The 26,244-nt window shown below is 62.0% G+C and carries 22 protein-coding genes and 1 pseudogene; 20 read left to right on the top strand and 3 right to left on the bottom strand.

The window, feature by feature from the left end; translation table 11 throughout:
- Nucleotides 1–732: 732 nt before the first annotated feature.
- On the top strand, nt 733–1,902 hold the full coding sequence (locus tag PCS43_RS07245; protein ID WP_209910528.1) for an iron-containing alcohol dehydrogenase: 1,170 nt from the start codon (nt 733–735) through the stop codon (nt 1,900–1,902).
- A 79-nt stretch (nt 1,903–1,981) separates the two neighbouring features.
- On the opposite strand, the gene PCS43_RS07240 is transcribed toward PCS43_RS07245, so the two are convergent.
- Together PCS43_RS07240 and PCS43_RS07235 are read right to left on the bottom strand one after the other, a co-directional pair.
- Complete coding sequence (locus PCS43_RS07240) at nt 1,982–2,662, bottom strand: TetR/AcrR family transcriptional regulator (RefSeq protein ID WP_007735574.1); 681 nt, start codon at nt 2,660–2,662, stop codon at nt 1,982–1,984.
- Nucleotides 2,649–4,295, bottom strand: coding sequence for a class I adenylate-forming enzyme family protein (locus PCS43_RS07235; RefSeq protein ID WP_231782708.1), 1,647 nt, complete (start codon nt 4,293–4,295; stop codon nt 2,649–2,651). The genes PCS43_RS07240 and PCS43_RS07235 overlap by 14 nt, the downstream gene beginning before the upstream one ends.
- A 153-nt stretch (nt 4,296–4,448) precedes the next feature.
- Between PCS43_RS07235 and PCS43_RS07230 the strand changes: the two genes are divergently transcribed.
- From PCS43_RS07230 to PCS43_RS07195, 8 genes are all read left to right on the top strand, one after another.
- Nucleotides 4,449–6,398, top strand: coding sequence for a flavin-containing monooxygenase (locus tag PCS43_RS07230; protein ID WP_051649580.1), 1,950 nt, complete (start codon nt 4,449–4,451; stop codon nt 6,396–6,398).
- Nucleotides 6,399–6,400: 2 nt separating this feature from the next.
- The gene (locus PCS43_RS07225; protein WP_037133871.1) at nt 6,401–7,591 is read left to right on the top strand and encodes a CaiB/BaiF CoA transferase family protein; all 1,191 of its coding nucleotides are present in this window, start codon (nt 6,401–6,403) and stop codon (nt 7,589–7,591) included.
- A 40-nt stretch (nt 7,592–7,631) separates the two neighbouring features.
- Nucleotides 7,632–8,285, top strand: coding sequence for a TetR/AcrR family transcriptional regulator (locus tag PCS43_RS07220; protein ID WP_020971347.1), 654 nt, complete (start codon nt 7,632–7,634; stop codon nt 8,283–8,285).
- Between the two features lie 78 nt (nt 8,286–8,363).
- A complete protein-coding gene (locus tag PCS43_RS07215) occupies nt 8,364–9,269 on the top strand; it encodes a metal-dependent hydrolase (protein WP_161120473.1) in 906 nt (301 codons plus the stop codon).
- Nucleotides 9,266–10,402, top strand: coding sequence for a PDR/VanB family oxidoreductase (locus PCS43_RS07210; RefSeq protein ID WP_064445145.1), 1,137 nt, complete (start codon nt 9,266–9,268; stop codon nt 10,400–10,402). Before PCS43_RS07215 ends, PCS43_RS07210 begins: the two co-directional genes overlap by 4 nt.
- Nucleotides 10,403–10,410: 8 nt before the next feature.
- Entirely contained in the window at nt 10,411–10,839 is a 429-nt protein-coding gene (locus PCS43_RS07205) for a limonene-1,2-epoxide hydrolase family protein (RefSeq protein ID WP_007735566.1), read from the top strand.
- Nucleotides 10,840–11,030: 191 nt separating this feature from the next.
- Nucleotides 11,031–11,225, top strand: coding sequence for a hypothetical protein (locus PCS43_RS07200; protein WP_193594744.1), 195 nt, complete (start codon nt 11,031–11,033; stop codon nt 11,223–11,225).
- A gap of 365 nt (nt 11,226–11,590) precedes the next feature.
- A complete protein-coding gene (locus PCS43_RS07195; RefSeq protein WP_042922064.1) occupies nt 11,591–12,118 on the top strand; it encodes an AAA family ATPase in 528 nt (175 codons plus the stop codon).
- Nucleotides 12,119–14,053: 1,935 nt separating this feature from the next.
- Here the strand turns inward: PCS43_RS07195 and PCS43_RS07190 are convergent.
- A complete protein-coding gene (locus PCS43_RS07190) occupies nt 14,054–14,350 on the bottom strand; it encodes a putative quinol monooxygenase (RefSeq protein WP_020971354.1) in 297 nt (98 codons plus the stop codon).
- A gap of 350 nt (nt 14,351–14,700) precedes the next feature.
- Between PCS43_RS07190 and PCS43_RS07185 the strand changes: the two genes are divergently transcribed.
- The 11 genes and pseudogenes from PCS43_RS07185 (at nt 14,701) to PCS43_RS07135 (ending at nt 26,237) form a co-directional block, all read left to right on the top strand.
- Nucleotides 14,701–15,840, top strand: a complete 1,140-nt coding sequence (locus PCS43_RS07185; RefSeq protein WP_024487877.1) for a glutathione-independent formaldehyde dehydrogenase — start codon at nt 14,701–14,703, stop codon at nt 15,838–15,840.
- A gap of 85 nt (nt 15,841–15,925) precedes the next feature.
- A pseudogene (locus tag PCS43_RS07180) lies at nt 15,926–16,057 on the top strand (DJ-1/PfpI family protein); the annotation flags it as partial.
- Nucleotides 16,054–16,467 carry a GlcG/HbpS family heme-binding protein gene (locus tag PCS43_RS07175; RefSeq protein ID WP_007735555.1) on the top strand — a complete coding sequence of 138 codons (414 nt, stop codon included), beginning with the start codon at nt 16,054–16,056 and terminating at the stop codon, nt 16,465–16,467. The pseudogene PCS43_RS07180 and the gene PCS43_RS07175, both read left to right, overlap by 4 nt.
- A gap of 1,072 nt (nt 16,468–17,539) precedes the next feature.
- Nucleotides 17,540–19,414: a molecular chaperone DnaK gene (dnaK, locus tag PCS43_RS07170; protein ID WP_209910531.1), complete on the top strand. Its 1,875-nt coding sequence runs from the start codon at nt 17,540–17,542 to the stop codon at nt 19,412–19,414.
- A gap of 8 nt (nt 19,415–19,422) precedes the next feature.
- On the top strand, nt 19,423–19,947 hold the full coding sequence (locus tag PCS43_RS07165) for a nucleotide exchange factor GrpE (protein ID WP_209910534.1): 525 nt from the start codon (nt 19,423–19,425) through the stop codon (nt 19,945–19,947).
- A 6-nt stretch (nt 19,948–19,953) separates the two neighbouring features.
- Nucleotides 19,954–20,859: a DnaJ C-terminal domain-containing protein gene (locus PCS43_RS07160; protein WP_007735552.1), complete on the top strand. Its 906-nt coding sequence runs from the start codon at nt 19,954–19,956 to the stop codon at nt 20,857–20,859.
- The gene (locus PCS43_RS07155; protein ID WP_020971358.1) at nt 20,856–21,185 is read left to right on the top strand and encodes a chaperone modulator CbpM; all 330 of its coding nucleotides are present in this window, start codon (nt 20,856–20,858) and stop codon (nt 21,183–21,185) included. Before PCS43_RS07160 ends, PCS43_RS07155 begins: the two co-directional genes overlap by 4 nt.
- Nucleotides 21,167–23,800 (top strand): ATP-dependent chaperone ClpB, encoded by a 2,634-nt coding sequence (clpB, locus tag PCS43_RS07150; RefSeq protein ID WP_054188357.1) that lies wholly within the window; start codon nt 21,167–21,169, stop codon nt 23,798–23,800. The genes PCS43_RS07155 and clpB overlap by 19 nt, the downstream gene beginning before the upstream one ends.
- Nucleotides 23,801–23,816: 16 nt before the next feature.
- A complete protein-coding gene (gene trxA, locus PCS43_RS07145) occupies nt 23,817–24,269 on the top strand; it encodes a thioredoxin (protein WP_007735549.1) in 453 nt (150 codons plus the stop codon).
- A complete protein-coding gene (locus tag PCS43_RS07140; RefSeq protein ID WP_007735548.1) occupies nt 24,266–24,532 on the top strand; it encodes a UBP-type zinc finger domain-containing protein in 267 nt (88 codons plus the stop codon). Before trxA ends, PCS43_RS07140 begins: the two co-directional genes overlap by 4 nt.
- Nucleotides 24,510–26,237 carry an FAD-dependent oxidoreductase gene (locus PCS43_RS07135; RefSeq protein ID WP_007735546.1) on the top strand — a complete coding sequence of 576 codons (1,728 nt, stop codon included), beginning with the start codon at nt 24,510–24,512 and terminating at the stop codon, nt 26,235–26,237. Before PCS43_RS07140 ends, PCS43_RS07135 begins: the two co-directional genes overlap by 23 nt.
- The last annotated feature ends 7 nt before the right edge of the window (nt 26,238–26,244 follow it).

The following is a 26,244-nucleotide window of genomic DNA, read 5'->3' as shown; positions in this document are numbered from 1 at the left end:
TCGAAGCCCCAGCAGAAGCCGAGGGTCTCGACTAACTTTGCCGGACCGACTGCAATGGTCAGCTTCGGCGGAGTGAATCTCGGAAGAAGAACCTTCGTCCCCGATATGCAAAGTCTCTTTGCAGCGGGATCGGCCCGCGGCACGCCTCGCGATAATTGTTCACCTCAGTGCCGCTGTTCCGACCAAGGCGAGTTCGAGGCGTTTCTCCACGGCGAAGTCGATGCATGTCGCGCCGTCGACACCATGCACCTGAGTGCAGGGAAGGGTGCGCACTGGATTCGGCGTCCGTCACAAGAGTGCCAGTGATGGCTACAGCCCCAGTACTCAACCCAGGCGTCATCGCGCAGCTGTTCCCGAAATTAGGCAATCGGCTGTTAGGTACTTCGACATTTTGGGGCTCGAATCCACCGTAACCGATTCTCGCCCTCCACTGGAGATGCAACGGCGCGCCGCCGGGAGCCATGAGGATTTCTGAAAAACTGCAGATCAAGTCAGTATTGACGCCCACGGACTAACCTCACCCTCTGGTTCCGCTGGCCAAAAAGACAAACGATTGTGGCGTGCGCCACAAATCTCCTATAGGGTAACCACTGTTAGCCTGCGACGGGGTGCGAGACATTTCCCAGCGCCGGATCCACGCTCTATCCCACTCCTGAACAGACCGAGCGAGAGCTGAGCGCTCTTGACGACGTCGTGGTGGATTGAGGATCAAGAAAGAAAGATGGTATTGCCGTGCAGTCATCACTTGTCTCTCTGCCGTCCATGGAGAGAGTCCGCATTGGCGCTCCGGTCGCGGAGGCCGCGGCCCAGGAAGCAGAGTTGCTCGGGGCGAACCGAGTCTTCGTCGTATGTAGCGGGACGCTCAACTCGCAGACCGACGAGATCGCTCGGGTGATCGAGGCATTGGGTGATCGATTCGTGGGACTGTTCGATGCGGTTCGACCTCATGTACCGCGCGAAGACGTCATTGCTGCCACCCGAGTTGCTGCCGACGCCGATCCGGACATGCTGTTGTGCGTGGGCGGCGGATCGGCGACGGACCTGGCGAAGATCCTTGCAATCACTCTGGAGCACGGAGTTCGCGAAGCATCACAAATGGACGCCTACCACCTGCAGGTCAATCCCGACACATCGGTGACCGCCCCCACCTTCTCCGCCCCGAAGATCCCGGTAGTGGTGGCGCCCACGACCCTGGCGGGAGGTGAGTTCAACGCGTTGGCCGGGTCGACGGATGAGACGAGCAACGTCAAAGAGGGTTACTTGCATCCGGCGATGACCCCGAAGGCTGTCATCCTCGATCCTGCACTCACGCTGCACACTCCGGAGTGGCTGTGGCTGTCGACCGGGGTTCGCGCACTGGACCACGCCTTCGAGACCCTGGGCTCACTCGAATCGAACGGGTACTACGACGGGATGGCGATGAATGCCATACGACTGCTCTCTGAAGGACTCGTCCGAGTGAAGGAGAACACCGACGACGTGGATGCGCGGCTGATGTGCCAGGTCGGTGCGTGGTCGTCAATGGTCGCGATCGTCGCAGGCCTCGACATGGGCGTCAGCCATGCCGTCGGGCATGCACTCGGCGGCTCGTTCAACGTCCCACACGGGTACACCTCCTGCATCATGGCGCCCTTCGCGCTCGAGTACAACCGCGAAGTCAACGAGCATCGCCAGGCGCTGATCAGTGCGTCCTTGGGTGCGCCGCAAACGCCCGCACACGAGTTGGCGGACTCGCTCATCCGGCGGCTCGGCATGCCGAGATCGCTGGGAGAAGTCGGACTGACCGAAAACGACCTCCCCAGTCTGGCTACGTACACGTTCAAGGACATCTGGTGCGGGACCAACCCGAACCCCATCGCGAATCCGGATGCTTTGGTTCCTTTGTTGCGGCGGGCACTCTGATCGAGCTCGAAAACAAGTGATCCCCCTCCACGTCGGGTGGAGGGGGATCACCTGTTTTCGGGCTGAACGGGCGTAACCGTCAGCTGGGCGTACCGCCGTTACCACTCTGCGTTCCGGGACGGTGACGGAGAATTCCGACGACGATGTAATCCACGTAGGTTGCCACCAGCGCCTCGATATCGTGGTCGTCTCGAAGCCACCAGCTCACGCCATTCATGAGGTCGAGCACCGCAACAGCCGCACGCTGTGGGTCGGCGATCTCGAACTCTCCGGCGCGGACCCCGGCAGCAATCACATCGCGCACACGCCTCTGGTAGTACTTGCGGTACTCGAGCACCCTCATACGGTGTTCGTCGGTAAGCGCCGAGATCTCTCGTAGGCTTACCAGATGCTCGACCCTGTTCATCGCCAAATACCGCAGATGAACATCGATCAGCGAGGTGAGTCGCTCGACCGGAGTTCCAGTCTCGTCGAGGACAAGTAGATGCTCCTCGACCGGGTCCCGGGTCATCTTGAGCGCGATCGCGTAGAGGATCTCCTCTTTCGAGGTGAAGTGGTTGTAGAGGCTCGCGCCCTTGATTCCCACCGAATCTGCGATGCCACGCATGCCTGCCGAGTGGTAGCCCTGATCAGCGAAGTATTCGGCCGCCGCGGCCAGTATGTCGTCACGTCTGCTTGGAAGCCCTTCAAGCCGTGGTCGACCGGATCCGGGTGTCGCGCTGCTGGCAGGATCGATGTTCAGCGTTTCAGTCCTTTGCATACAGGCGGCGTAGTTCTCTCTTGAGCAGCTTCCCCTGAGGGTCCGTGGGCAGCTCATCCACAATCTTGATCGCCTTTGGAACCTTATAGCCTGCGAGCACGGTCTTGCAGTGGTCTCGCAACTCCTGGCCGGTGAGGTCGCTGCCGTCTATGACGATGACGAAGCCTGTGACCGCCTCGGACCAGTATTCGTCCGGAAGTCCCACGACGGCGGCGCGCGACACCTCGGGGTGGGCTTGTAGTACGCGCTCGACCTCCTGCGAGGACACGTTGTAGCCGCCCGTCTTGATCATGTCCTTGCTGCGATCGAGGAAGAACATGTTGCCCTCCGAATCGCGACGTACGATGTCGCCGGTGTGGACCCAACCACCGTCGAGGACAGCGGCGGTCTTCTCGGGATCCTTGTAGTAACCCAGCATCACCGACGGCGTGCGACAGAGGAGTTCACCTCGCTCTGCTTCATTTCCGTCGGCATCGACCACCTTGACCTCGAGATGGCCTACAGGCTTGCCGATCCAGGTCGGATCCTGATCGGGAATGTCCTCGAGTCGCTTGAACCAGCCGACGGAGCCCAACTGCGTCAACTCGGACTGACCCCAGTAGGTGCCCCACACCGATGCGGGCGCCGCGTGGTGCCATGCGTCCACCGTTCGCGGCGAGACCTGACCTCCATAGGTCAGGCAGCGCTGGATGGTCCCGACAGTCTCAGGACCGAAGTCAGGATGATCTGCGAGCGAGATGAAGAACGTCGGGGTTTGAGCCAGGACGGTGATCTGCTCCGCTTTGATCATGTGCAAAGCGTCGGCAGGCGCGAGGCTGGCCGGGAGCACGAGCGTCGCTCCCAATAGCAGGAGCGAGGTCAGGGAGCCGATTCCGGCAATAGTGTGGAATGGCATGACGTAGAGCCAGACGTCATCGTCCAGGCATCGCAGTCCCCATGTGTACGCAGGTGCGGTGGAGACCAGGTAGTTGCGATGCGGCAGCATGACGCCCTTCGGAGCCGCCTCGGTTCCACTGGTGTACACGATCATTGCGAGATCGTGCTCGTCGACATCGCAATCCGGCTCTGTCGGCGACGAGGACGCGAGGAGTTGATCGAAGCAGTGACCGCCGAACTCGTCCGTGCTGTCGAGAACAACGATTTCGGGGCGGGTACCGAGTCCCGCCAGCGCTTCTTCCAGTAATGGCAGGAATTCCGCGGCCACGACCACAACCGCGGGCTCGAGGTGCCCGATCTGTTGAGCCACTTCGTTCGGTCCGAAAAGGACATTGATGCCGGAGTACACCGCCCCTATTTTGAGAGCACCGTAGTAGGCGACGATCGACTCCACGCGATTGCGGGCCATCACGGCGACCCGGTCACCGCGGGAAACACCGAGTCCGAGGAACATATGGGATGCCCGGTTGGCATCCTGATTGAGCGCACCGTAGGTGGTCACGGTGCGTCGACCACCTGGGGCATACGACACGATCGCCGGCTTCGAGTATCGACTCTGCGAGTGGCGGCGTAGCTGGTCGCCCAACGTCGCTCGCCCTAGCGGTGACGACTGGGTCGCTGTGAGGGATCGGACAAGCGGACCTGAACTCCGTCGCACATCAGTGGCATCCGATTCGACACTTGTCGACAGATCCATGGTTCCTCAACTTCCTGAATGCTTACCGCGGTTAGTATGATGTGGCTCATACTGTCATCGGCATCCACGCGGGTCAAGCAGAGTTTCCAAGCAACAATGGGAATATCGAAATCACACTTGGTTGTGTCGCTAACGGCTGTTAGCCTGCATGACATGACTATCGTCACTGACCTGGACCGTGACCACCTGCGTTCGGCGGTGTTACGGGGCAACGTTCCGACCATGCTCGCCGTGTTGCTGGAGCTGACCGCCGATGAGCGGTGGGTGGCACCCCGCTATCAACCCACGCGCAGTCGGGGCATGGATGACAACTCCACGGGAGGACTTCCGGAGGACGTTCAGTCCGAAATCCGGAGCGCGTTGATCGACGCAGTGGAACGCTGGTGGACGCTGGACGAGCCGTCCCGGCGGACGCTGGACAGCTCGGAAGTCGAGCGAATCCTCAACTTCACCTGCAGCGAGACCGTGCCGCCGGACTTTGCGCCGATGATGGCGGAGATAGTCAATGGTCCGCAGATCAAGCCTGCCACCGCCAAGTGCGACGAGCGACTCCACGCCATCGTGATCGGAGCCGGCATCGCGGGGATGCTGGCCTCCGTCGAGCTCACCCGCGCTGGAATCCCTCACGTGATCCTGGAGAAGAACGACGACGTCGGCGGATCATGGTGGGAGAACCGCTATCCGGGCGCCGGAGTTGATACACCGAGCCACCTTTACTCGATCTCGTCGTTCCCTCGTAACTGGTCGACCCATTTCGGCAAGCGCGACGAGGTTCAGGGATATCTCGAGGACTTTGCGGAGGCCAACGACATCCGGCGCAATGTCCGCTTCCGCCATGAGGTGACGCGCGCCGAGTTCGAGGAGTCGAAACAGAGTTGGCGTGTGTCCGTCCAGCGACCAGGTGAGGCGCCGGAGACCCTCGAGGCTCCCATCCTGATCAGCGCGGTCGGTCTGCTCAATCGTCCGAAGATCCCGCATCTACCGGGAATCGAGACCTTCCGTGGTCGCCTCTTCCACTCCGCCGAGTGGCCGAACGAGCTCGACGATCCCGAGTCGCTCCGCGGAAAGCGAGTGGGCATCGTCGGTACCGGAGCCAGTGCTATGCAGATCGGCCCGGCCATCGCGGATCGTGTCGGATCGCTGACGATCTTCCAGCGCTCACCACAGTGGATCGCACCGAACGACGACTACTTCACGACCATCGACGACGGCGTCCACTGGCTGATGGACAACATCCCCGGCTATCGCGAGTGGTACCGGGCGCGTCTGTCGTGGATCTTCAACGACAAGGTGTACTCGTCCCTCCAGGTCGACCCCGACTGGCCAGAGCCGAGCGCCTCGATCAATGCGACCAACCATGGTCATCGCAAGTTCTACGAACGCTATCTCCGCGATCAGCTGGGTGATCGAACAGATCTGATCGAGGCATCTCTTCCGGACTATCCGCCCTTTGGTAAGCGAATGCTGCTGGACAATGGCTGGTTCACGATGCTTCGTAAGCCCGACGTCACACTGGTGCCCCACGGAGTCGACGCCCTGACACCTTCTGGACTCGTCGACACGAACGGCGTCGAGCACCAGCTGGACGTCATTGTCATGGCGACGGGTTTCCACAGTGTGCGCGTTCTTTACCCGATGGACATCGTCGGTCGATCCGGCCGGTCCACCGGAGAAATCTGGGGCGAGCACGACGCGCGCGCCTACCTGGGAATCACAGTTCCTGACTTCCCCAATTTCTTCGTCATGACCGGACCGAACACCGGCCTGGGACATGGGGGGAGCTTCATCACGATCCTGGAATGTCAGGTCCGCTACATCATGGATGCCTTGAAGTTGATGCAATCGGAAAACCTCGGCGCGATGGAGTGCCGGGCCGAGGTCAACGATCGATACAACGAGGCCGTCGACCGACAGCACGCACAGATGGTCTGGACCCATCCGGCAATGGAGAACTGGTACCGAAACCCGGACGGTCGCGTCGTGTCGGTCCTTCCATGGCGGATCAACGACTACTGGGCCATGACCTACCGAGTCGACCCGGCAGATTTTCGTACCGAGCCGGCACGCTCCGAGTCGGTCCCGACTCCGACCGCGCGAGGGTGATCATGCAGGACGAAGCCACCGGCGGAGTGCACGGCGGGCCGCTGTCGGGTATCCGGGTCATTGAAATGGAGGCCATAGGGCCGCTACTGCACGCCGGTCTGATGTTGGCAGATCTTGGCGCCGATGTCGTGCGCATCGTGCGCCCCATCTCGATGGGAGCAGATGACGGAATCGACGATGCGAATGCGGGGATGCTCCGAGGGCGGACCGAACTCACTGCAGATCTGACCAAGACCGAAGATCTCGCCAAGGTGCGCAGGCTGATCGGCCGAGCGGACGTCCTGATGGAGGGCTCTCGGCCCGGCACGATGGAGAAGCTCGGCCTGGGCTCCGAGATCTGCCTGCAGGACAATCCGGGGCTGATCTACGGCCGAATGAGTGGCTGGGGCCAGAAGGGACCGATGGCCCGAGAAGCCGGGCACGACCTGAACTACCTTGCGCTTTCGGGCGCGCTCGAACAGCTCGGACCGGCTTCCGGGCCGCCGTCACCGCCGCTGAACTACGTCGGGAACTTCGGCGGCGGATCGATGTTCCTGCTCGTAGGAGTACTTGCCGCGCTGCACGAAAGAGAACGCACTGGCCGAGGCCAGGTGGTGGATACAGCGATGGTCGACGGCGCCAGTTCGTTGACTGCGCTCGTCCGATCGTGGCAGCATGCCGGCCGCTGGTCAGCCCGTCGTGGAACCAACCTCCTCGACGGATCTGCCCCGTTCTACCGCGCGTACGAGTGCGCAGACCACAGGTACATGGCGGTAGGGGCCCTCGAAGACGTGTACTACGACCGCTTCGTGTTCGGACTCGGATTGGATCCCGCCTCGTTGCCGAATCGCTGGGACCAATCGAACTGGGACGACTTGTCCGAACGCTTCGGCAGAACCTTCGCCACACACGATCGCGACGCCTGGGTCGAGGTCTTCGACGGCCTGAACGCTTGTGTCACACCCGTGCTCACACTCCACGAGGCAACACTCCACGACCATGCAATACAGCGGACGGCCTTCGTCGATGCAGGAGGCTTTTCGATGCCCTCCGCCGCACCACGGCTGGACTCGTCACAGGGAGCAGCCCCACCACGGAGAAACGACGAACTGGACGCAACCGTGTCGCGATGGGAGATTGCCTCAGAGCACCTCGGGGGCAATTCCACTCGACATCGGTCCACTCGCATGGCTGTTGGTCCACAGACGTGGTGAGCGAGAGAACCGATGGCGCCAGGCGGGCTACGATTTCGGTATGCGCAGGCTGGCTGGATCGTTCGATCGTGACCTCCCCGGGTTGCCGCGTGGCCGCGGCCGACTGGCTGTGGACGAGGTCCAAGACGCGCAACGCGATCGCATTCTGCGTGCGGTGATCTCGTCGACGGCGGAGAAGGGGATCGCCTCGACCACGATCGCCGATGTCGTCGGGCGTGCCAGGGTGTCTCGTCAAGCTTTCTACAAGCAGTTCGAGAGCAAAGAAGCGTGCTTGATCGCGGCGATCGACGCCGGCATCGAGGTGATCGTCTCCAACATCACCTCGACACAAAGCTCGACCGCCAATTTATCTCTACACGAACAGCTTTCGGCTGTCATCGAGAAGTATCTCGAGACGTGTTCGTCCGAACCGGAGTTCGTGCGAGCCTGGGTGGTGGACCTACCTGTGGCCGGCCCGGCCGGGGTGGCGAAGCGCAACGAGTACGTGGAACTGCTCGCCGATGCATTGCTCGTCGGCTACTCGTCCAAGTCTTCAGAAGCCCCGGGGCGTGAAGTGTTTCTCGCGGCGATCGGCGGTTGCAACGAGTTGTTCTACCGCCAGGTGGTTGACGGGTCGAATTCGTACATGAATCTTCATGCGCCGATCATGTCCTTCCTTGAACGGGTACTGGATCTCTCGTCCAACCCTTCGTAGTCCGGTGTTGACAAGCCAAGGGTAGATCGCCATGCTCATTCATAAGTACTGCTGCGTACTTATGAATGAGGAGTGGTCATGCGAATTACGAGTGGACTGACACAGAGTCCGATCGCACCGCCCGGCCGGGTAGCGATCCGTCCGCGGCGAGTCGATTTCGACTGGGAGAAAGCGCCTTTGGTGTGGTTGCCGAACGAGCCGATCGCCTCATACCTCCTCAGCTCGATGAACCTCGTCATCCCGGAGGGCGAACGGATGATGATCCAGGCCTTCGAGCAGGCCCTCCCGGACGTGCACGACGAGAAGCTTCGCGAGGACATGCTCGGTTTCATGGGTCAAGAACTGCTGCACGCAGAGGCGCATGACGAGGTCATGAATCAGGTGTTCACACGGCACGGGATCGACCCGGCCCCGTTCAACCGCCAGATGCAGTATTTCTTCCGTAGAACTTTGGGCGTCGGTGACGACCCCGATCCGCGGGCCATCCGGCAGCGTCTGATCGAGCGTCTCGGGATTTGCGCGTCTTCGGAGCATATGTTCGCGTTCGTGGGCGACTGGGCGTTGAACGCGGACTTGGAGAAATTCGGCGCGGATCCGCAGATGCTTGACCTCTATCGGTGGCATGGGGCCGAAGAGGTCGAGCATCGTGCCGTGGCACACGAGGTCGCCACGTGCTTCGGAGTCGGCTACTTTCGCCGCTGTATCTCCATGATCATCACGTGGCCAATCTTTTTGGGGTGGTTGCTCCGTGCTGCGATGTATCTGAGTCGCAACGACCCCAACACGCCGAACATCGGTTATCCACGATTGCTACTGGAATTCGTCCGCGCCGGACGCCGCGGACTGGTGCCTGGTGTATCGAAATGGTTCTGGAGCGGTGTGTCGACGTTCGTGCCGGGATTTCACCCCGACAGTGTGGGGTCCACCGCCCAGGCCCTCGCCTACGTCGCGCAATCGCCAGCGGCCAAGCGGGTCAACACATGACACCCAACGCGCCCGAACTCACACAGCGGTGGCCGGCCCCCCGCGAGATCCCGGTCGACCTACGTCGCGGCAAGCGCCGCGACTCGATTCTGCGCATTCTGGATGTCCTGGTCTCCACGCAGGTCAAGTTGGCGGTCTTGATTCATCGCGACGAGCCACCGGAAAACCGGATCGACGAGTACAAGACAACGCTCACGGTGTCGGAGCGCACGACGGTGGCCACCGACAACGACGTGGTCAGTCTCGAACTGCGAGCACCTGACGGCAGCGACCTCGAACGGTGGTATCCCGGGGCACACCTCGACCTGTACCTGCCCTCGGGACGGGTACGTCAGTACTCGCTGTGCGGCGATCCCGCCGATCGACGCTGCTACCGGATCGCGGTACGCCGGATTCCTGATGGTGGCGGCGGATCGAACGAGGTCCACGACGAGTTGCCAGTCGGTACCGTCGTCGGCGTTCGCGGTCCACGCAACGCATTCGGGTTCGTCGAACCCGGGCGAATCGAGCGCGCGAAGCGCGTTCACTTCGTGGCGGGTGGCATCGGCATCACACCGATACTGCCGATGGTCCGCGAGGCGGAGCGCATGGGCCTGGATTGGTCGCTGATGTACGTCGGTCGCGAGCGCCGCACACTACCGTTCCTCGAGGAATTGTCGCCGTTTGGTGATCGGGTCACCATCCGCACCGACGACGAATACGGCCTACCCGCAGCGAATGATCTTCTCCCGCCGAATGTCCGCAGCGGCGACGCGATCTACTGTTGCGGTCCGGTCCCGATGCTGGACCTGATCACAGCTAGTGTGCGCAACGAGCCCGGTGTGGAAGTGCACGCCGAACGCTTCTCCGCCGCACCGGTCGTCGATGGACGACCCTTCCGCATCCAACTGGCTCGCACCGGTCAGGTCATCGATGTCGCCGCCGACCAGACCGCACTGGACGCGGTGCTGCGTGTGAACCCGAAAGCCCCCTATTCATGTCGTCAGGGCTTCTGCGGCACCTGCATGGTCCACGTCAGCGACGGCGACGTCGATCATCGTGACAATTCGTTGAGCCCAGCCGAGCGCGCCGCCGGCAAGATGCTCCTGTGCGTTTCGCGGAGCAACAGTCCCTGCCTGACGGTCACCACATGAATCCACCGATGAGAAAACACAATTCCAGACAACCGGAGTACCTGTTGAACGACGATCAACTGACATCGCGGGTGGTGGACCTGCTGATCGCACTGGAAGAAATGGACGCCGATGCCGTGCGCGCACTCGTCGATCCCGACATCGAATGGCGCAATACCGGCCTGCCCAGCGTGCGTGGAAGCAAACGCGTCGAACTGGCGCTCACGATCGTCTCTCGCCTGATCACCAGGTACGAGGTCGTGGAAGTGCTCACGATGACCACCGACCACAACACCGTGTCCTCCCGGCGACGAGAGATCATCCGCATCGGATGGTTTGCCATGCACCTCGACGTAGACGGCCACTACACATTCGCAAACGGCCTGCTTCGCATTTGGGACGACCGCTTCTCCTACCGCCGACTGCTCCGCGGATTGCGATTCGGCCCAACCACCTGAAGTAGCGACGTTTTGTGTCGCATTTTGCCGGGGAGTCCTCACCAGATGCTGAAATCTCCCCCTGCAGCTTCTCGACTGCATCCTCGGTTCAGGAGTTCGGCCGCTGGTGCGGAGAACTCTCGCCGAGTCTACGTTCGCGCATGTGACCAGCTCGTTGTTCCTTTGGACTGCAACGGGATTGGATACCGCTGATGGATTCTCGACAATTGTTCGCCCTCGGCGCGCTCGGTACCGGGATGTTGTCGCTGGCCTTGCAGCTGACCCCGCTGTGTCTCGGCGCCGAGGATGCGGAGCAGTACGTCTTTGTTCGCGCCGCCAATGCCACCGCGGTCCTCAGCCTTGCTCTGCTGTCCGCCGCGTTTGTCTTCTGGCCGACGGCTGGATGACTTTCCGGGCGCAACATGTTCACGAATAATGGAGTTTCGGTGAATCCACCCATAAACCACTACCGCCGGCGATCGGTGGAATCGATCCTCTTCGGCGGAGCCCTTGCAGCACTGCTGCTCTCGGGATGCACGATAAGTTCAGCAGATCCCACTACCGAGGGCAGGCAGTCGTCGAAGATGCCCACCGACTCCGAGCAGATCACCACGGTGATCCGATCTCACCTCGATACCCTCAGTACGACTCGACCGAGGTGCAACGAGAATTGTCGACGGGTCGGGGCATCCAGGGGTCGGTATCGAGCCGGCGGTCGACGGGTGCTCAACTGACGGGTAGTTCCGTAACTTTCTTCGAGAGGGTCCCACTAATGCGTATTGGAGTATCCGGCCCGCACGGGACCGGCAAGAGCACGCTGGTCGACGAGTTGTGTGGCCGCCTCGCGGGGCACATTCGGGTCGATGAACCGTATTTCGTGCTCGAAGAGGAGGGGCGCGAGTTCGAGTTTCCACCCTCGGCTGATGATTACCGTGCGCAGCTTCGTCGTTCACTGCGATTGCTGACTACACCTTCTTCTGGTGTTGTATTCGATCGCACGCCGCTCGACTTCCTGGCGTACTTGTCGGCGTGTGGTGTCGATCCGGAGGCAGAAGTCGAGGCGGCGATTGTGAGGTCCGCGCTACGTACTCTCGACGTGCTGGTTGTGGTGCCGATTACCGTCGAAACAGTGCAGAAGTTGCCTGCGGTGGGGATGCCGGAGCTGCAGCGCGCGGTGAACGACGCGTTGCTGGATTTGGTGTACGCCGATCCGATGCAGGTGTGTGACTCCCTGGTAGTTGTCGAGCTTGACGGCCCACTCCGTGGGCGGGTCGACACGGTTCTCTCGGCTTTGCAGTGACACCGGAATCGTCGAGCTGGGTGCGTTCGAAAGATGCTGGCACTGAGTGTTACTCGTGATGATCGACCTGATGAAACTTCGGTTTATGGCTGGCCGGTCTCTAAAATCGCAAGGGATGTACGTCTTCTCGGGTGAGCTGGTGCTGCCGTCCCTTCAGTTTGCCGCCCCGCAGAGCGCTGCTCAGCAACGCGCGTTCCCGGGCTCACTCTCTGGCGGCGGGTATCGAAAACAGGCATCTCGTGGCTCAGAGTGAATTCCGAGAGCCGGTTGTCCTGGTAAGTTTCGCGAAACCGAGGAAACGGAGTCCAGCGTGACAGTCGCCGCGTACCCATCCTTTCTGTTGCGATTCTCGCTACGGTCGCACTTGTCGTGGCCGGATGTTCGTCGGGCTCCGAGACTGATTCGACAAACACCGTAACCGCTCGGCAGCCGCCCAACATCGACATAATCGCTGGTGCTCGCCCCGAATCCCACCATGACCGATTCTTGTCCAACCTTCAGGCGATGGCGGCTGTAGATTCCGATCTATTTGTCAGATCAACCTGCGACTTTCGAAAAACTACGCGACAGTTGGCGCTGAAATTCCGGGCAAAGATGGCCTTTTCGACAGCTGAGAACAATCCACCAGCAGTCGGTCAACACTGCCCCTCTCCCTGGACTCGACGGGATGAAACCGTTAGCAACGGAGCTACGAACGAGGCACGGGGCGTCAGGATTCACCAGTGTGTCGACGACCGGGAGTGACTGCCGACGGAAACTGTTGACTAGGTTCGAACCTTTCCAGCACCAGGCCCCGACCCGACAGGTGACCTATCGCCATGGTTCTGTGGCAACAGGTGTGGCCGCGACTTCCCACGAGCATTCCGAGCGCTCCAAGGGGCACCCACCACCCCTTACATAATTTGCCAGCGGAGATCGTCCATGGCGTTTCCAACCTCAGCCGTCGTTGATGCCAACAAACACCTACTGGCGCTTTGCAACAACGGCAACATGATATGGTCGGCAACCAACAAAACCGCACACAACGAGATCGCATCAAACGGCGAACAGCTAACGACTGCAACAATATTCAGTCCAGGGCAATCCGGGCTCACACCGCTCCGACGCCAACCACACGGGGACGCGGCATCACCGCTTTTCAATCCTGAAACAGCCACCCGAAAACCACCCCCTCACTCAGGGTGTCGGTTTGTCCAACAAGAACACGGACAAACCGCGGCAGGTCGAACTCATCGGTTTCGCCGCCGGGATGATGACGTACTCGATCGACCGGCCGTGTAGTGGGGAGTCTTCACCTTCCCGATCGGAATCGGGCTTGCAGTCAGTACCTATGGATGGCGCTGGGAGGAAAGCGATTCCGGGCCGTCGGTATTGCAGCGACTGCAGAAATTTTCGCCGTCAACCGCATCCGGGACCTCAACGAGGGCCAAGACACCGCCGAACTGACCGTCCGTATCAGCGGCCCGGGTTTGGACATGTTCGACGCTGACTGCGAGGCACCCAAAGGTAACGTGCTACCCCAGGTCGGTGACCGGCGCACGGTGATGGTGAATCCATCCGACCTCACCTTTGCCATCGTCTATGACCATCTTTCCAACAGGACTAGCACCAATCGTCCTTGCTCGATGATCCGTGGTGCTCCACTAAGCCCTCCTCCAAGAACAAGGAGTCCTACTTCACTCCAGGAAGGTCACCTCAAACTCGAAACACTTTGCAATGAAACGAGTTTGAAATGCTCTTCCTACACGGGTAGCGAGTTGGCTCGACTGAGTGCCCTGCTCGTGATCTACCGATACCTGGGCGGAAGCGAGCGACGGACAGTACGCCACAGCCGCGCACGCCGGCAAAGCTACCGTGATTCGGGTATGGCTGTGGCACAACTGTATTCACAACCGAATGTGACCGCCATCGACAAGACATTTTCCAGTCGGTTGTTCAGACTTTTTCAGCGAGAACGTCGAGGTAGCTGATTTCGGGCGGCGCAGCGAAGAGTTCGTCGGCGCGTTCGCCGAGGGCCTTGCCGACCGGACCATTGAGATGTGTCTCGCGGGCAGCTTGGTCCGGGAATGCGTCGATGATGCCGAACGACGAGGGCCCGAACCGCACCGCGAACCAGGGTTTCGTGCCGGGCTCCTGCTCGACGAGCGGCAGTGCCGATCGGAGGAATTCCTCGACCGCTTCTTCCTTGCCGGGCTTCGCTTCAAGTCGGACCAGCAGCGCCTTGGTGGCCATATCGGATCTCCTCTTCGAGGTGGTGAACACTGTCAAGCATCACACCATCCATCGGTTAATGGAAGGTACCCAAACCCACCGTTCGAGGAAACCGATCCCAACCCCCTAGCGATCGTGGAGCCGAAGGAGGAGACTCCATGGTGAGGGAATGCGATGCCTGGATGCAGCCGCAGTTGCGTCGATGGCAGGAAAAATGTTGGTGCGCCGACATTTTGGTGCGGTCTTCACTTCTGCGCCCCGTGGACCTTCCCCGAACAGCACGATTCATTCGGTCGGTCGCTCACGCGTGGACGCCTGCGGCCGACGAGATCAACCGGAAAGCCGCAGCTACAAGACAAGGGAGTGCCGCGATGAAAGCGCTAGTATACGACGGGCCTCGAGAGGTCCACGTCAAGGACGTGCCCGATGCGCGGATCGAGAATCCGACAGATGTGCTGGTGAAGATCACGAGCACCAACATCTGCGGGTCGGATCTACACATGTACGAAGGCCGCACCGATCTGGAGCCCGGAATGGTCCTCGGTCACGAAAACTTGGGCATCGTCGCCGAAGTCGGCAATGCAGTGGTCAAAGTATCGCCAGGGGATCGAGTGTGCTTGCCGTTCAACATCGGCTGCGGCTTCTGCCGAAACTGCGAGGAAGGGTTGACCGCATTCTGCCTGACGGTGCACCCCGATCCGAAGATGGCCGGCGCTGCATTCGGTTTCGCGGGGATGGGCCCGTTCTGGGGCGGACAGGCGGAATATCTGCGAGTGCCGTTCGGCGACTTCAACTGTCTGCGACTGCCCGAGGATGCCCAGGACAAGGAAACCGACTACGTGATGCTGTCGGACATCTTTCCCACCGGATGGCATTGCACCCGCCTGGCCGACATGCAACCCGGCGATTCGATGGTGGTCTACGGCGCTGGCCCAGTCGGTTTGATGGCCGCGTATTCGGCGATGATCCAGGGAGCGAGCAAGGTGATGATCGTCGACCGCCACCCCGACCGGCTACGCCTGGCCGAAGAGATCGGCGTCGTCCCCATCGACGACTCGAAGGGCGACCCCGTCGAGCAGGTCCTCGAGCAAACCAACGGGAAAGGCGCAGACAAGGGGTGCGAGTGCGTCGGCTATCAGGCACACGACCCGCAAGGCCACGAGGACGCCGCCATGACGATGAACCGGCTCGTGGATTCGGTGCGCTTCACCGGCCACATCGGGGTGGTCGGCATCTTCCTTCCCCAGGACCAGAACGGCCCCGACGAACTCGAGCGCAACGGCAAGATCGCCTTCGACATGGGCAAATTCTGGTTCAAGGGCCAGAAGATCGGCACCGGACAAGCGAACGTCAAACACTACAACCGGCAACTGCGCGACCTCATCCACGAAGACCGGGCAAAGCCCTCCTGGATCATCTCCCACGAACTCCCGCTCGCCGAAGCCGAATCCGGCTACCAGCACTTCGACGCTCGCGACGACGGCTGGACCAAAGTCGTCCTGCATCCCTGACACGGCCAGAACCGAGAGGAGCACAACGATGCCAATGCCACTGCAGGGCAAGCAGATAGCGATACCGACTGCCGACGGGGCCGGAGGAGTAGAAGTCGTAGACGAACAGGTCGCGATCGACGGGAACCTGATCTCGAGCCGCTCGCCCGACGACCTTCCTGCGTTCCGTCAGGCCATCGTCGAGCAGTTCGCGAAGCTCGGGGCAGGTGCGTCATGACCGTGAACCAGACCTCGGTGTCCCTCGACGATGCGCAGCGGGTCATCGCCGCAGGACAGGCCAAAGCCACCGAGATCGAGTCGCCGTCGAACATTGCGGTGGTCGATGCCGGCGGCAACCTCGTGGCTCACGTGCGAATGGACGGTGCCTGGATCGCCAGCATCGACATCTCGATCAACAAGGCGTTCACCGCGCGGGCATTAGACGTCTCGACCGAGGACCTCGCGGCCAACGCGGGCCCGGGCGAGCAGTTCTACGGGATACACGCCTCCAACGGCGGACACATCATGATCTTCACAGGCGGTGTGCCTCTGCGGCACAACGGCCAGGTCGTGGGCGCTGTCGGCGTCAGCGGCGGCACCGGGGAGCAGGACAAGACCGTCGCCGAGGCGGCCGTGGCGGCGCTGTGAGCTCTGTTTCATCCGCGCGTCAGGTGAATTGACGCCGGCCAAGCCCGCTCGGCGAAACCGAATCCGGCTACCAGCATTTCGACGCTCACGACGACGGTTGGACCAAAGTCGTACTGCATCCCTGAGGCGGCTCCGAGCCGAGACGAACACAACCACGGCCAGACCTGGCACACCTGCGCCACCACGGGGGCGAGAGCAAACCGACCCCTCGATCGAAATCCTGCCAAATGATGTAGCACAGGAATAGACGAGAACCACGTAAGTCCCGTAGTGACGGTGGCCGAAACATGTTGAATTGCAATAGCTCCCGCCTGAGCGGTCTGTTGACCAGCCACAGAACGGGACGTTGAACCGTGCAGCACGCGGGTGTTCGCCACCTACTCGCAACCAATCGGAACCGGCCAGTAGTGGCTCATTACCTTTCTGTCACAAGGCGATTCGATAGAACTACAATGAATCTCGTCCGGGTTCAACGGAGCTGCTGTTCACTGACTGTGACGATCTTTCGCAAAGGGAGTTCTCCTTTTGCATGCGCCGCGGTAGTGTGGACGTACCGCAGTAGCGGCCGACACTCGAGTTTTCGTGTCGAAGCCGATACTCGGAGTTTCATGCGATGGCCGCTTCGATCGGGTTCCGGCGGGCATCTTCGATCAAGGGCAGGTGTGGTCGCCACTGCCCCGTTGCGCCCCGCCCATCAGGCGAATGTTGTTGACGCCCTTTAGGCGGACGAAAAGACTCATCATGGCTGGGTGGTTCGTGAGCTCAACCGGTTGACCGGCGGTCGGGCCCTGTCAGTACACACAGGCCCGGCGAACCCCACAACATCAACGCTGAGGGGCGTGATGTCAAAGCACAGTGGCGGAAACCCTTACCCTCGGCCGCTCTCGAGCCTCACGCCCGCCATCCACGGATTGGTGTCGGGCGCCGTTATCGGCGCCCTGCTCGGTCTCCGTGACTTCACCCAATCCACTCGCCAAAACCAGGGAACTACGAAGTCCTTGCCGACATCGAGCGAAGTTGCGGGCGGAATCGCACTTGCTCAACGGCCGGGCCGATCGAAAGGAATTGAGTCATGACAACTGCTGTAGGCATCGACTTGGGCACAACCAACTCGGTCATCGCAAGCTGGCAAGGCGGCGAGCCGGTGGTGATCTCCAATGTGGAGGGAGCACGGACGACGCCTTCGGTGGTGGCGTTCACCGAGAACGGTGAGCGTCTGGTGGGCCAGCTTGCCCGACGGCAGGCGATCTTGAATCCGAAGGGCACGATCTACTCGGCGAAACGCTTCATCGGACGTCACTACGACGAGATCTCCGAGGAAGCCAAAGCGGTCAGCTTCGACGTCGTAGCGGGTGACAACGGTGAGGCCCGCTTCGACGTGCGCGGCAAGAAATACGCACCAGAGGAGATCAGCGCTCTCGTGCTGCGCAAGCTCGTCGACGACGCGAGCAAGTTCCTCGGTGAGAAGGTGAAGGAAGCGGTCATCACTGTTCCTGCCTACTTCAACGACGCGCAACGAAACGCCACCAAGGACGCCGGCCGTATCGCAGGCCTCGAGGTTTTGCGGATTATCAACGAACCGACCGCTGCGGCACTCGCGTACGGCATGGACAAACAGACCCACGAAACCGTACTGGTCTTCGACCTCGGCGGCGGAACCTTCGATGTGAGCCTGCTGGACGTCGGAGAGGGGGTAGTCGAGGTTCGTTCCACGGCCGGCGACTCCCACTTGGGCGGCGACGACTTCGATCGACGCGTGGTGGACTACCTCGCCGACGAATTCCAGCGCGCGGAGAACATCGATCTGCGTAAGGATGCGCAGGCGTTGCAACGACTGTTCGAAGCCGCGGAGAAGGCAAAGGTTGAGCTGTCCTCGGTGACCCAGGCCCAGGTAAACCTGCCTTTCGTCACCGCTGACGCGAATGGTCCCAAACATCTCACCACTACGATCATGCGATCGAAGTTCGATGATTTGACTGCCGATCTGGTGGAACGGTGCCTCGGCCCGGTGAAGCAGGCCATGAGTGACGCCAAGGTCGCCGCCAACGACATCGACGAAGTGATACTGGTCGGCGGTTCGACACGTATCCCGGCTGTACAGGCGCTGGTTCGCCGGCTGACCGGCGGCAAGGACCCCCACATGGGCGTCAACCCGGACGAGGTCGTTGCCCTCGGAGCCGCAGTCCAGGCAGGCGTGCTCAAAGGCGAGGTTTCCGATGTGTTGTTACTCGATGTCACCCCACTGTCCCTCGGCGTCGAGACGCAGGGCGGCGTGATGACGAAGATCATCGAGCGGAACACGACGATCCCGGCACGGCGCAGCGAAGTGTTCTCCACGGCGGAAGACAATCAGTCCGCCGTAGACGTCGTGGTGTTGCAGGGCGAACGCGAACGTGCGGCCGACAACCGGGTGCTGGGCCGGTTCCGGCTGGAAGACATCCGCCCCGCGCCACGTGGCGAGGCCCAGGTGGAAGTCATTTTCGACATCGACGCCAACGGCATCCTGAACGTCACCGCTCGCGACAAGGATACCGGCAAGGAACAGAGCATCACGATCAGTGAACAGGGCAACCTGGATCAGGGTGAGGTCGAGCGCATGTTGGCGGAGGCCGAACGGAACCGGGGTGAGGACGAGGCGCTGCGCAAGGCGGTCGACGCGCGCAACGGGCTCGATTCGGTTGCGTATCAAGTGGAGCGGCGACTCGCCGAACTCGGTGACAGTGCCCCGCCGCATGAGAAGGCGCGGGCCGAGATGCTGGTTGCCGACGCCCGAAAGGCCTTGCAGGACGGCGCTTCACCCGCGGAGGTTCAGCCACTCACCTCGGAGCTGCAACAGCTGCTCTACGGACTTGTGCCGGACCAGTCGGACGACGGCCAAGCAGGCGGCGCTGATGCTGCGTCGTCGAATGACGGCGACGTGATCGACGCCGAATTCGATCGAAGCTGAGGCGCACGATGGAAATGTCTGCAGATCATTCGACGACTGAGCCGACTACCAACAGCGCCGACACGGATCAAAGCAAGACCGAGTCCGATCGCGCCGAGACGGCAGACGAGCTGTCTCAACTCGAGGACCGTTGGCGCAGGGCCGTCGCAGATCTGGACAACCTGCGCAAGCGATACGCCAAAGATCTGGACCGTGAACGCGCCGCGGAAGTAGCGAAGGTTTCGGCGGCGTGGCTGCCGATACTGGACAACTTGGAGCTTGCGCTTGCACACGCAGGCAGCGATCCGCAGGCCGTCGTCGACGGTGTGAAGGCGATCCGGGACCAGGCGGTACAGGTGCTCTCACGACTCGGCTTCGAGCGCCACGACGAGGTCGGTGTGCCGTTCTCCCCGGAACTCCACGAAGTGGTCAGTGTGGTAACCCGACCCGACCTTCCGTCCGGGACCGTGGTCGAGGTCTTGCGCCCGGGTTATGGAGAGGACGGGCGACAGTTGCGGCCCGCCGCGGTGGTCGTCAGCCGCCCAGAGGGGTGAGCACCGATGGCCCGTGACTACTACGAAGTACTCGGCGTACCGAAGGGCGCCGGCACCGACGAAATTCAGCAGGCGTACCGCAAGCTGGCCCGCAAGTACCACCCCGATGTGAACAAGGATCCCACTGCGGAGGACAGGTTCAAGGAGGTCAACGAGGCCTATCAGGTGTTGTCCGACCCGGACACCCGGAAACGCTATGACCGATTCGGTGACGACTTCCGGCATGTACCCGAGGATTACGACGAACGGGTGCGGGCAAACGCCGCCGGGTACGGCGGTGGCGGGAGACGGGTGCACTTCGGCCACGGTGTCGGTGGTGAGGGTGCCGTCGACTTCGAAGACCTCTTCGGGCAGATGTTCGGCGGAGGCGGTGGGTTCGGACCGATTCCCGGCGCCGATCAGGAGGCCGAACTGGAACTGGCTCTGGAAGAGGCCTATCAGGGCGGAAAACGCACTCTCAGACTGGACGGACGGCAGTATGACGTCGACATTCCAGCCGGCGTCCTGGACGGCCAGCGAATCCGGTTGGCCGGGCAAGGAGGCCGAGGCAACGGTGACGCGCCGCCTGGGGATCTGTACCTCGTGGTGCGGATCAAACCGCATTCACGGTTCCGCGTGCAGGGTCGGGACATCTACGTCGATCTGCCCGTATCGCCATGGGAGGCGGTTCTCGGGTCGACAGTCGTCGTTCCCACACCGGGCGGAGAGGCGAAAGTCAAAGTGGTGCCTGGCTCTTCGACTGGTAGGAAGCTGCGCCTGCGCGGAGAGGGAATGCCGAATCCGCGCGGTGCCAACGGCAACCTCTACGCCGAAATCAAGGTGATGGTTCCGTCGAAACCGACAGCACGTGAACGCGAACTGTTCGAGCAGTTGGGCGCCGAATCGAACTTCAATCCGAGGAAAGAGACATGAGCACCTCAACGCCGATCACTCAGTACGTATTGGTTCGCCGAACCGGATTGTCGCCGGACGCCTTCGCCGAACGTACTGGCCTGCACCCGGATCTGGCACGAAAACTCGTGGCTCTCGGACTGCTCGACGCCCACCGCTACGCCGGCGGAGAGATGTCGTTCGACCCATCCGAAGTGACCCACGCCGCACGCATCCAACGACTGCGGACGGGTCTGGGTCTCAACTACTCGGCAATCGGGCTCGTGCTCGATCTGCTGGATCGAATCGAAAGGCTCGAAACAGCGGCCCGCAGAAGGAGGACATCCTCATGGACACCGGCAGCTTGACCGAAAAGTCACGAGAAGCCTTGCAGGAAGCCCAGAATGTTGCGACCAGAATGGGCCACACCGAAGTCGACGGAGAGCACCTGCTGCTCGCATTGGTCGATCAGCAGGATGGGTTGGTGCCCCGACTGCTCGAACAGGCCGGCGCGAATGTCGAAGCACTTCGATCCGATCTGGATCGTGAACTGTCGCGTAGGCCGAAGGTCAGCGGCCCCGGCGCGACCCCCGGTCAGGTGATGATCACCCAGCGTCTGGCCAAGCTGCTCGATGCCGCAGAGCGGGAGGCGAAGAGACTCAAGGATTCCTACGTGTCGGTGGAGCATCTTGTGATGGCCCTTTCCGAGGAAGGATCGGCCAGCGCGGCCGGGCGGGTCCTCGCCAGTCACGGGGTCACACGGGACGCCTTCCTCACAGCGCTGACGAAGGTGCGCGGCAATCAGCGTGTCACGTCGGCAACCCCGGAGGGGGCGTACGAGGCATTGGAGAAGTACGGGCGCGACCTCGTCTCCGAGGGACGGGCAGGCAAACTCGATCCGGTCATCGGCCGGGATGCCGAGATACGCAGGGTAACTCAGATCTTGAGCCGGAAAACGAAGAACAACCCGGTGCTGATCGGCGACCCCGGTGTAGGTAAGACTGCGATTGTCGAGGGTCTCGCCCAGCGGATCGTCCGCGGCGACGTGCCCGAGGGCCTACGCGACAAGACGATCTTCTCGCTCGACATGGGTTCTCTGGTGGCCGGTGCGAAGTACCGCGGCGAGTTCGAGGAGCGACTGCAGGCCGTGCTGTCCGAGGTGAAGGCTGCCGAGGGGCGCATCCTGTTGTTCGTCGACGAGTTGCATACCGTGGTCGGAGCGGGCTCGGTCGGCGGCGAGGGGTCTCTCGACGCCGGCAACATGCTCAAACCGATGCTCGCACGCGGCGAACTGCACATGATCGGTGCCACCACTCTCGACGAGTATCGCAAGCACATCGAATCCGATGCGGCACTGGAGCGTCGATTCCAGACCGTTCTCGTCGACGAGCCCAGTGCCGAGGATGCGATCTCGATTCTGCGCGGACTTCGAGAACGCCTCGAGGTGTTCCATGGCGTGAAAATTCAAGACGGTGCATTGGTGGCCGCCGTGACCCTCTCGCACCGGTATATCACCGACCGCTTCCTTCCGGACAAGGCGATCGATCTCGTAGACGAGGCATGCGCTCGGCTCCGCACCGAAATCGATTCGATGCCTGCCGAACTCGACGAGCTCACCCGGAAGGTGACCCGTCTGGAGATCGAAGAGGCCGCACTGTCCAAGGAAACGGACGCGGCCAGCAAAGCGCGCCTCGAAGAATTGCGCAAGGAGCTGGCCGACCTGCGGGCCGAGGCAGACGCCCGGCACGCTCAATGGGAGGCGGAGCGGCAGGCGATCCGGCGGGTGCAAGAACTGCGAGGAGATTTGGAACGGTTGCGCGTCGAGGCCGAGGCCGCCGAACGCAACTACGACCTCAATCGGGCAGCCGAGTTGCGATACGGCGAGATCACCGAGCTCGAACGCCGGCTCGAGGCGGCGGAGGAGCAACTGGCCACCAGACAAGGCCGAAATCCGTTGCTGCGTGAAGTGGTCACCGAAGACGAGATCGCAGAGATCGTGGCCGCATGGACGGGTATCCCGGTCGCCCGGCTGCAAGAAGGTGAGCGGGAGAAGTTGTTGAAGCTCGACGAGATCCTGCACGAGCGGGTCGTCGGTCAGGACGAGGCGGTGCAACTGGTCGCGGACGCTGTGATCCGGGCGAGGTCCGGTATCCGTGATCCTCGTCGACCGATCGGTTCGTTCATTTTCCTGGGCCCGACGGGCGTCGGAAAGACCGAGCTTGCAAAGACATTGGCCAGCGCCCTATTCGACAGTGAAGACAACATGGTGCGCCTCGATATGAGCGAGTACCAGGAACGGCACACGGTGAGTCGGCTCATCGGTGCACCTCCCGGATACGTCGGGTACGACGAAGGTGGCCAGCTCACCGAGGCGGTGCGGCGTAAGCCGTACTCCGTGGTGCTCTTCGACGAGATCGAGAAGGCCCACGCCGACGTCTTCAATACCCTGCTGCAGGTGCTCGACGACGGCCGGATCACCGATTCTCAAGGGAGGCAAGTCGATTTCCGGAACACGGTGATCATCATGACCTCCAACATCGGATCCCAGCATCTCCTCGACGGGGTCACAGCCGACGGCGAAATCAAGCCGGACGCCAGGGAACGGGTGATGGCAGAACTGCGCGGGCATTTCCGCCCCGAATTCCTCAACCGGGTCGACGACATCGTGCTGTTCTCCCCACTCACCCTGCCCCAGATCGAGTACATAGTGGAACTGCAACTCACCGACCTTCGAAACAGGTTGTCGGAGAGACAGATACACCTGGAAATCACGCCGGAGGCACGCCGACTGATCGCCGAACACGGGTTCGACCCTGTCTACGGTGCGCGGCCGCTGCGCCGATACATCGCACACGAGGTCGAAACCAAGATCGGCCGTGCACTGTTGCGCGGCGAGATCAAACCGGACGGCACCATCAGCGTCACGGTGGACGGCGGCGAGCTTGCCGTCGCGTATGCCGAACCCGCCTTCGCGGCGGCCTGAGAAGAGGTAACTGGTCATGGGATCCGAAAAGGTGAAGTGCCCGAACTGCGGCAAGACCAACAACATCCCGGCAGCAGGGGAAGGAAAACCTCGCTGCGGCAACTGCCACGAGCCGCTGCCCTGGATCGCCGCGGCGGGAGACGGTGACTTCGCGGAGATCGTCGAAAAATCCTCGGTGCCTGTGCTCGTGGATCTGTGGGCGACGTGGTGCGGCCCGTGTCGCATGGTCAGCCCCGCGCTCGAGCAGCTCGCCAGAGAACACGCCGGCCAGATCAAGCTGGTCAAGGTCGACGTCGATGCTGCACCCCGGACGGCTGAACGATTCACCGTCCGCGCCGTGCCGACTCTGCTGGTGATGGACCGGGGTGAGGTTCTCGCTCGCCAGTCGGGCGCAGCTCCGGTCCCCCAGCTGCGCACGTGGCTCGATCAGGCGCTCTCGGAAAATGCCGGCGAGGAGGCGAAGTCATGAGTCCTGTCCATGCGGACCCACATGTAACCGCGATCCGGGCCGTGGTGCCCCGTACCCCGCAGGGCTGCGAGGAATGTCTTCGCCTCGGCACCCCGTGGGTGCATCTGAGGCTGTGCCTGACGTGCGGACACGTCGGTTGCTGCGACTCTTCGCCGGGCAGGCACGCGAGTGCTCACGCTCACGCCATCGGGCATCCGATCGTCCAGTCGATGGAGCCCGGCGAGGATTGGCGGTGGTGTTATGTCGACCAGAACTTCGTCTGAGGGCGCCTCACCCATCGGGTACAGCCCGCCGGTCGACGACGAGACCCCGGACGAGGAGGGCGCCTTCCCGCGGCTGACGGACGACCAGGTCGCGAAGCTCGAGGTCGGTGGCTCGCGTCGACCGGTTCACGCCGGCGAGGTGCTGATCCGAGAAGGCGCGCCTGACAACGATTTCGTCGTCGTCCTTTCCGGAAAGATCGTAGTCGTCGACGAAGGCGACGCGGACGGCGAGCGCCGGATACTGCGCGTGCACGGTCCTGGGCGTTTCCTGGGCGAGCTCGGACTCCTGGAAGGTCAGGTGGCGTTCTTCACCGCCGAAGCGATCGAGGACGGCGAGATACTCGTCGTCCCGGCCGAGCAGGTACGCGAGCTGATTGCCCACGATCCCGTGCTCAGCGATTTGATCCTGCGCGCCTACCTTGTGCGTCGGCACTTGCTGATCGGGCTCGGCTCCGGATTCCGGATCATCGGCTCCTGCTTCTCCCCGGATACGTTGCGACTTCGTGAGTTCGCGATGCGAAACCGTCTGCCCCACAAGTGGTTCGACTTGGAACAGGACGAACGAGTGGAGCAGCTGCTACGCAGCCTGAACGTCGCACCCGAGGACACACCCGTCGTGATCTGGCACGGCGAGAAGGTGCTGCGCAATCCGACGAATGCGGAACTCGCACGCGTCGTCGGGCTTCCTGTCCCGGCACCCGTCGCGGACGCAGCCAAGGACGTCTACAACCTCGTCGTCGTGGGTGCCGGACCGGCCGGCCTGGCCGCATCGGTGTACGGCGCCTCGGACGGGTTGAACACGGTGACGTTGGAGCGGATCGCTGCGGGCGGCCAAGCCAGTACCTCATCCCGGATCGAGAATTATCTGGGATTCCCCGCCGGGGTCTCCGGCTCCGAATTGGCCGAACGAGCCGTGCTCCAGGCCGGGAAGTTCGGCGCCCGAATCCTGGTGTCGGCAGAAGTGACCGGTTTGGGATCCGAGGCCGGGAACCATGTGCTCCGACTGGCAGACGGCGGGTCGGTGCACGCCCGGGCCGTTGTGCTCGCCGCCGGGGCGCGGTACCGCAAGTTGGCCGTTCAGGGGATCGAGGCGCTGGAAGGAACAAGCGTGTACTACGCCGCAACGCATCAGGAAGCACGGATATGCGGCACCGACCCGATAGCCATCGTCGGTGGCGGCAACTCCGCCGGCCAGGCCGCCGTCTTCCTCGCCGAGCACGTCTCACAGGTGCACCTGCTCATCCGCGGCGATGACCTCGGGAAGAGCATGTCCCGATACCTGGTCGACCAGATCGAACACCATCCGCGGGTCACCGTGCACCGGCACACCGAGATTCGTGCGGTCCACGGCGAGAAATACCTCGAAGCAATTGCGGTCGAGGACAATCGCACCGGCGACCAGGACACGATTCGGGTGCGCGCCCTGTTCGTCTTCATCGGGGCGGTACCGCACACCGGGTGGCTTGCCGACGCGATCGCACTCGACGACCACGGCTTCGTCCTCACCGGTGTGGACGCGATCCACGCACGAGCGGACGGCAGCCTGCCAATCAACGGCGGCCTGTCCAGGACGCTCGAAACCAGCCTGCCCGGCCTGTTCGCGGCGGGCGACATCCGCCGCGGTTCGGTGAAACGAGTCGCATCCGCCGTCGGTGAAGGAGCGATGGCCGTACGCCAAATCCATGAATACTTCGAAAGGAGCTGACGACATG

The sequence above is a fragment of the Rhodococcus sp. C-2 genome (assembly GCF_027854095.1).
Classification (GTDB): Bacteria; Actinomycetota; Actinomycetes; order Mycobacteriales; family Mycobacteriaceae; genus Rhodococcus_F; species Rhodococcus_F qingshengii.
The sequence above is the reverse complement of the archived record's forward strand: the minus strand, read 5'-3'. Positions and strand labels throughout refer to the sequence as shown.